Raw genomic sequence first — 6,387 nt, forward strand, 5'->3', positions numbered from 1 at the left:
GGTGTGAAAAACCGCGTAGCGACCGCATCCAAAATGAATTGCAAACAGCGCCTAGGAGCTGTTTGCAATTCGACAAATAAGCCTCTCTCTTGCTTCGCAAGCAATGCTTGTCCCACAAGGAGAGGGGACATACCGACTGCTTTTCCTGTTTTCAGTTCCTTACGCAAGCATACGGAAAAATGAGATTCCCCAAGATTTTGAGCAGGTTCTTAGGATATTTGGCGCATTGCACGCGGTTCTATATAATGATTAGTCTCATGATTTATAAGAACTTTATCGACCAGAAATAATTCCGGATAGTAGTGCCGTGGGGGAGGGCGGGGTGGGGGCAGCAAACCATCCGCGCAGCGCCCCCTGCCGATACCAACATTCCCGCGTGCGTATCGGCTTCGCCGCCACACGCCCTACGCATCCAAGTCGCAAGAGCCTGTTTGGAGACTGCAAAAATCTCCTTCTCCTCAGACGCGCAGCCCGCAGCGGGCGGGTTTCCACGCAAAATGCGATGGTGCTCGCTCAGGCGGTGCAACGCCGTACGGGGCTTTGTGAGGATTGCTATACAATTCTCCCTTCCCTCAATAACCATCCCCCCGCATGACCCACAATAACATCCAGTCCCAGGCCTGGGCGTTTGCCGCCCTCTTTCTCGCCATTGACAGCGTGCGCGCCCTGGCCGAGCGCGGCGAAATCCGCAGCGACGCCGAACTGACCCTGCTGCCGAGCCTACTTACCACCAACGCCGCCGACATCAGCGGCTACTACGGCGAGGCCATTCCGCTCGCCCGTGGCCGCGAGGCGTACTACCGCACCTTTGAACAAAAAAACGACGAACAAAACCTGCGCTACAGCGCGCAAATCCTGTACGTCGAACGGCGGCTGGCGAAAAAAGCGGCGCTGATGGCCATCCTCAAAGAGCGCCTGCACGCCGCGCAACGCCAGGCAGAACACTATCCCGTGAATCACGACAACCTCATCGCCAGCTTCGCCGCCACCTACCAGCAAACCGCGAGCGAGGCGGCGGGCAAAATCCTCGTGCGCGGTGAACCGCAATGGCTGCGTCAAGCGGACATCGTCAACCACATCCGCGCGCTGCTGCTCACCGCCGTGCGCGCCGCCGCGCTTTGGCGCGCTTTTGGCGGCAACCGCTGGCAACTGCTCTTTTCCCGCAGCGCCTTTGACGAAGCGATGCGCGGGCTGGATTTCTACGGACAGTTATGACCGACGAAGACTACCTTCGCCTCGCCCTGGAGCAGGCCTACCTTGCCGAAGCACTCGGCGAAGTACCGGTTGGCGCGATACTGGTTGCGGACGGCACAATCATCGCCAGCGCCCACAACCGTACCGTCTGCGACCACGACCCGACCGCGCACGCAGAAATCCTCGCCCTGCGCGCGGGCGGCCTTGTACTTGGCAATCACCGCATGGGCGGCGCCAGCCTCTACGTCACCCTCGAACCCTGCATCATGTGTACCGGCGCGCTGATTCAGGCGCGTATTGACTGCCTCGTCTTCGGCGCCTACGACAGCCGCATTGGCGCCTGCGGCAGCGCTTTTGACCTTGCCCGCCATCGCCGCCTCAATCACCACATCCGCGAAATCAGGGGCGGCGTGCTGGAAGATGAATGCCGCGCGCAGTTGCAGCGGTTTTTTCGTGAGCGGCGTGGCAAGGCATGACTGTCATCTGTGCGGGCAAGAAAAAAGCCGGAGCATTACTCCGGCTTTTTGTGCGATGGGGTTATTCGCCTTTTTTCTCCAGCGCCGCCTTGTTGGCGACCGCGCGGCGGATGGCGAGGCTGTCGCGGATTTCACGCAGCAGCAGGATTTCTTCGGAAGGCTGCGCTGGTGACGTTTCTGCTTCTTCTTTTTTCAGGCTGGCGGTGAGTTTGTTCATCGGGATGATGATGAAGAAGTAGATGGCGAGCGAGACGAGGAAGAAGTTGACGATGGCGGTCAAGATTTTGCCGTATTCAAAGACGGTCGGCTCATCGCCGAAAATCGGCGGCAGGGTGAAGACGAGCGAATCGAAATTCGGCTTGCCGACCAGCCAGGCGATAAGCGGGTTGATAAAGCTCTCGACCAGGCCGCTGACGACAAGGCCGAAGGCCGCGCCCATGACCACACCGACGGCGAGATCAACGACGTTGCCACGGGCGATGAAGGTTTTGAATCCAGATAGCATATTGATTTTCCTGATTTGTTGAAGGAGTCGTGATTATAGGCGGCTTGCGAAGCGGTCATGTTACGGTTCGCTTATTTGGCATATAGCCATCCCCACAAAAGCAAGCGCAGGTCTCATGCCCGGCATTAAAAAGTCGGGCAATGCCCGACCTGCATTCTGTAAATGGCGATGGCCGCATTACGCTGCCGTCTCCCGCAACCAGGCGATGTAGCGCTCGCGCAGTTGGCGGGTAAACGCGCCCGGTGTGCCGTCGCCGATGCGGTGGCCGTCGATTTCCACCACCGGCAGGATGAATGACCCGGCGGCGCTCAAAAAGGCTTCGTCGGCGTGGTGCGCTTCGTCAATGCTGAACGGGCGTTCTTCCAGCGTCATGCCGAACGCGCCGAGCAGCGCAATCGCTGCCTGGCGGGTGATGCCGTTCAGGATGTCGTGCGTCGGCGGGCGGGTGATGAGGGCTGACCCGCGCCGTATCCAGGCGTTGTTGGAGCTGCCTTCGGTGATGTTGCCGTCGCCGTCCACCATCCAGGTGTCGTCATACCCCGCCGCTTTGGCGGTCATTTTCGCGAGCGATTGCGCCAGCAGTTGCGTGGTTTTGATGTCGCGCCGTCCCCAGCGGATGTCCGGCTGGGTCATGACGCGCAGGCCTTTCGTTGCGGCGGGCGCGTTGATGATGTTGCGCGCCTGGGTGAACATCACGAGAGTAGGGCGCAGCGCCGGGTCGTAGAGGAAATCGCGGTCGGCTTCGCCACGGGTGACGTGCAGGTAAACCGTGCCTTCGCGCAGGTTATTGGCGGCGATGAGCTGCTTCTGCACGGCGATGATTTCGTCGAGTGGCAACGGCAGCGGCATCGCCAGCTCGCGCAGGCTGCGCTCAAGGCGGCGCAGGTGGTTGGCGTTGTCGGCCAGTTTGCCATCGATGACGGCGCTGACTTCGTAAACGCTGTCGGCCATGAGGAAGCCGCGGTCGAAGACGCTGATTTTCGCTTCGTTTTCCGGCAGGTAGTCGCCGTTGATATAGACGGTGCGGGTCATGTTTATACTCCAGGTTGTTGCGGGGGTGTGGCGAGGCGGACGCCGGCGAGGTGCAAGAGCAGGCCGATGGTCAGGCCAACGGCACCGGGGACGAGCCAGCCAAGGCCGATATCGTAGTACGGCAGCCAGTGGCTGATTTGCGCGACGGTTTCCGCGCTGAAGCCGAAGGCGATTTTCGCCGCGTCAAACAGCCCGGCGATACCGGTCAGGCTCATCGTCGTCACATAAACGATGCGGCTGCCGGCAAAGAGGCGGTGCAGGAAGGCGAGCAAAATCAGGGCGATGGTCAGCGGGTAGAGCAGCATCAGCATCGGGATGGAGAGTTTGACGATGGCACTTAAGCCGACGTTGGCAAGCAGGCAGGAGATGACGGTAAAAAGCGTCGCAAACTGGAAATAGGAAACGCGCGGCAGGATGCGGTTGAAATACTCGGCGCAGGCGGTAATGAGGCCGACCGAAGTGGTGAGGCAGGCGAGGAAAACGATGATGGCAAGCAGCGCCTTGCCCGCGTCGCCAAAATAATGCAGCGCGACCTTCGCCAGTACCGCTGCGCCGTTCTCCTGCAAACCAATGCCGGCGACGCTGCTCGCGCCCATATACGCGATGAACACATACACCAGCGCGAGGCACAGCACCGCGAGACCGCCGGAAAAAGCGACCATGCGCAGCACCTGGCGGCGTCCGTGCAGACCGAGCGCGCGCACCGCGTCAATCACGATGATGGCGAACACCGGCGAGACGAGGCCGTCCATCGTCTGATACCCCTCAATCAGGCCGGTCGCGACCGGATGCTCCAAATAGCCGCCCTGCGCGGTTTGCAGCGCGCCCATCGGCTTGAGCGCCGCATAGCCGACGAGGATGGCGATGGAAATGAGCAACATCGGCGTCAGCACTTTGCCGATACGGCTGACCAATTTCCCCGGCGACAGCGCCAGCCAATAACTCACCGCAAAAAAGAACAGGCTGAACAGCGCCAGCGGCCAAAAACTGCCCTGCTGTGCCTCGGAAAGAAACGGCACGACGCCAATCTCGAACGACACCGTCGCCGTGCGCGGCAGCGCGAACAGCGGGCCGATGGTCAAATACAGCAGCACCGTATAAACCAGGCCATAGAGCGGCGTTACCCGCGCGGCAAGCGCCTGCGCGTCGGCGGTGTTCGCATAAGCCACCGCAATAATCCCGACCAGCGGCAGACCGGCGCCGGTGAGGAGAAAACCAAACATCGCAGAAAACACATGCGCCCCCGCCTGCTGCCCGAGCGCTGCCGGGAAAATCAAATTTCCCGCGCCAAAAAACAACGCGAACAACATCAACCCCGTCGCCCAAAAAGCCGAACGGTCACGAAGCACAGCAGACATAAAACCCCATAAAATTTTTAGCATTAAAGAAGCGGGAAATATAACAGAATCGTCATCGCCGCGCGAAGCCAAAGCCGGGAGATGCCCGCGATTTACATACACCTCGAGCGCTCAAGTGTATGTAAATCACCAACCATACCGAAAGTTAAGAAGGTTTATACTGCGCGCTTCCCCCAACCGGAGACCACCATGTACCGCCTCGAAAACGAATACCTCGCCGCGACCATCGCCCCGCACGGCGGCGAACTACAAAGCCTCATCTACCGCGAGCGCGAATACCTCTGGCAAGGCGACGCCCGCTACTGGGCACGGCGCGCGCCCGTCCTCTTCCCCATCGTCGGCAAACTCAAAGACGGCCGCTACCACTACCACGGCCACGAATACACCCTGCCGCAGCACGGCTTCGCCCGCGACCAGGACTTCCACCTCATCGAACACGACGAACACAGCCTCACCTACCGCCTCGAAGACAGCGGTGAAAGCGGCGAACACTACCCCTTCGCCTTCATCCTTGACCTCAGCTACACCCTGCGCGGCGACACCCTGCGCGTCGGCTGGCACGTCCATAACCCCGGCGAGCAGGAACTGCTGTTCTCCATCGGCGGCCATCCCGCCTTCAACCTGCCGCTGGCCGACGGCGACCAATTCAGCGACCACATCATTACCCTTGACAGCCCCGGCATCGCCCAACTCGGCTGGCAGGACGGCCTGCTTGACCCGGCGCCGCGCGCGGCAGATACCGCCTTTGCGCTGAACTACGACCAGTTCGCCAACGACGCCCTCATCTACCACACCCCCGGCGCGACCCGCATCACCCTGCGCGGCAAAACCCCCGCCCCCGTCCTCACCGTCAGCTACAGCGAGCTGCCCTACCTCGGCCTGTGGACACCGGCGGGCAAAGAAGCGCCCTTCCTCTGCATCGAACCCTGGGCAGGGGTAATGGACAGCGCCACGCACGACGGCGACCTCGAAACCAAGTTGGGCATCCAGCGCCTTGCCGCGCACGCCGACTGGCAACGCCACTACGACATCCGCATCCACGACGAGGAACAATCATGACCATCCGCGCGCTTGCCTTTGACCTGGACGGCACCCTCTGCCACACCCTGCCCGACCTCATCGCTGCCGCCAACGCCAGCCGCGCCCACATGGGACTGCCGCCGCTGCCCGAAGCCACCATCGAAAGCTACATCGGCGACGGCATCCCGCGCCTGGTGCACCGCGTCCTCACCAACCGCCGCGATGGCGACGCCGACGCCCCGCCCGCCGAACACGCCGAAGCCTACCGTTACTTCACCGCGTACTACCTTGACCACCTGAGCGACAAAACCCACCCCTACCCGTACGTGCCAGAAACCCTGACGGCGCTGCAACAGCGCGGTCTCAAACTCGCCGTCGTCACCAACAAAAACGAAACACACGCCAAACAACTGCTCGCCGACCTCGATCTCGCCCGCTACTTCGCGCATATCTACGGCGGCGACAGCCTGCCCGAAAAAAAACCGTCGCCGCTACCGCTTGCCAGCACCGCTGCCGCCTTCGGCATAAAGCCGCAAGAAATGCTGATGGTGGGCGATTCCGCCAACGACATCCTCGCGGGCAAAGCGGCAGGCTGCCCGACCGTCGCCGTCACCTACGGCTACGCCGACGTCCGCGCCCTGCAAGACGAAGCACGCACCCGCGCCGATTACCTGATTGACCAATTCGACGAATTGCTCAACCTCATCCCTAACCCCAAATTGAAATAAAACCCGTAGGGGCGGTCAGGGCGAAGCCCGTAACCGCCCGAACCCAAAAGACGCCATATCCATGTCTTAGAACC

General features: G+C 61.1%; 7 protein-coding genes. 4 read left to right on the forward strand and 3 right to left on the reverse strand.

The features are described from left to right. Positions 1-591 precede the first annotated feature (591 nt). Positions 592-1,215 carry a high frequency lysogenization protein HflD gene (gene hflD, locus Q0349_RS06850; protein ID WP_298080131.1) on the forward strand — a complete coding sequence of 208 codons (624 nt, stop codon included), beginning with the start codon at positions 592-594 and terminating at the stop codon, positions 1,213-1,215. After that, the gene (gene tadA / locus Q0349_RS06855) at positions 1,212-1,670 is read left to right on the forward strand and encodes a tRNA adenosine(34) deaminase TadA (RefSeq protein WP_298080132.1); all 459 of its coding nucleotides are present in this window, start codon (positions 1,212-1,214) and stop codon (positions 1,668-1,670) included. The genes hflD and tadA overlap by 4 nt, the downstream gene beginning before the upstream one ends. Before the next feature lie 61 nt (positions 1,671-1,731). On the opposite strand, the gene mscL is transcribed toward tadA, so the two are convergent. The 3 genes from mscL to brnQ form a co-directional block, all read right to left on the reverse strand. Further along, entirely contained in the window at positions 1,732-2,175 is a 444-nt protein-coding gene (mscL, locus tag Q0349_RS06860) for a large conductance mechanosensitive channel protein MscL (RefSeq protein ID WP_298080133.1), read from the reverse strand. Between the two features lie 177 nt (positions 2,176-2,352). Beyond that, positions 2,353-3,207, reverse strand: coding sequence for a D-amino-acid transaminase (locus Q0349_RS06865; protein WP_298080134.1), 855 nt, complete (start codon positions 3,205-3,207; stop codon positions 2,353-2,355). A 2-nt stretch (positions 3,208-3,209) separates the two neighbouring features. Then, positions 3,210-4,565: a branched-chain amino acid transport system II carrier protein gene (gene brnQ, locus Q0349_RS06870; RefSeq protein ID WP_298080135.1), complete on the reverse strand. Its 1,356-nt coding sequence runs from the start codon at positions 4,563-4,565 to the stop codon at positions 3,210-3,212. A 189-nt stretch (positions 4,566-4,754) separates the two neighbouring features. On the opposite strand from brnQ, the gene Q0349_RS06875 reads away from it, so the two are divergent. Both Q0349_RS06875 and Q0349_RS06880 read left to right on the forward strand, forming a co-directional pair. Then, on the forward strand, positions 4,755-5,624 hold the full coding sequence (locus tag Q0349_RS06875) for an aldose 1-epimerase family protein (protein ID WP_298080136.1): 870 nt from the start codon (positions 4,755-4,757) through the stop codon (positions 5,622-5,624). Then, positions 5,621-6,313: a phosphoglycolate phosphatase gene (locus Q0349_RS06880; RefSeq protein ID WP_298080137.1), complete on the forward strand. Its 693-nt coding sequence runs from the start codon at positions 5,621-5,623 to the stop codon at positions 6,311-6,313. Before Q0349_RS06875 ends, Q0349_RS06880 begins: the two co-directional genes overlap by 4 nt. Positions 6,314-6,387 lie beyond the last annotated feature (74 nt).

It is taken from the genome of uncultured Cardiobacterium sp., assembly GCF_938028185.1.
Classification (GTDB): Bacteria; Pseudomonadota; Gammaproteobacteria; order Cardiobacteriales; family Cardiobacteriaceae; genus Cardiobacterium.